The following is a 745-nucleotide window of genomic DNA, read 5'->3' on the forward strand; positions in this document are numbered from 1 at the left end:
GGGGCCGCGCAGGCCCTCCAGCCGGGCGACGCGCCAGGACCAGGCGACGGTGATCGCCACCGCGGTCGCGGTCACGGTCATGCCGGTGACCCCGCGGATCGCCACGAACACGGCGGTGGACTGCGATACCAGCAGCCAGAAGGTGAAGGCGGCGTTGCCGAGGTTCACCACGGCCCAGAACAGGGTCAGGCCGAGGAAGAGCCGGCGCACCCCGGTCCGCTCGGTGACACCGGGTGGCAGCGGACAGAAGTCGCCGGCCAGCCGGTGGACCAGCGGCCGGGGTGTCAACGCCGACAGCAGGAAGATCAGGCCGATCACGGCGGCGACGATCACCGGTTGCAGGAAGTAGATGAACGCATTGCCATTGATGATCACGATGACCGTGCGGACGGTGAGCCCGACCGAGGACAGGATCAGCATGGCGGGAATGCGCTGCCTACGCACGACGCGGCGGCCCAGGGCGATGTAGCCCCAGGCCACGGCGATCAGCGCGGCGAGGGTGAGACCACCCAGATGCAGAAAGATCAGGAAGAGTGCCGCGGGGATGACAGTCGCTTCGACCAGATGTGGCACCGCGTGTTTCGCGATACTTCTGGGGCGGGGCAGCTGTACGGCGGCTGTGTCGCTCACGGGCGCGGAACCCGGCGGGTCCACGGATGGACGCGGGGGTGGACTCGCAAGCGCCGGCTCGCGGTCGAGTGAACCGTCGGCAGAGACATGAGCTCCTTGGGGGAAACATCCCCGG

1 protein-coding gene is annotated in these 745 nt (G+C 68.7%); it reads right to left on the reverse strand.

Features of this window, described 5'->3' with window-relative positions; genetic code table 11:
- Positions 1–630: VC0807 family protein (locus tag NBZ85_RS31550; protein ID WP_261563473.1), on the reverse strand; the 630-nt coding region annotated here is incomplete at its 3' end.
- Positions 631–745 lie beyond the last annotated feature (115 nt).

Origin of the sequence: Frankia tisae, assembly GCF_025403405.1 — a bacterium.
In the GTDB taxonomy this organism is placed as follows: Bacteria; Actinomycetota; Actinomycetes; order Frankiales; family Frankiaceae; genus Frankia; species Frankia tisai.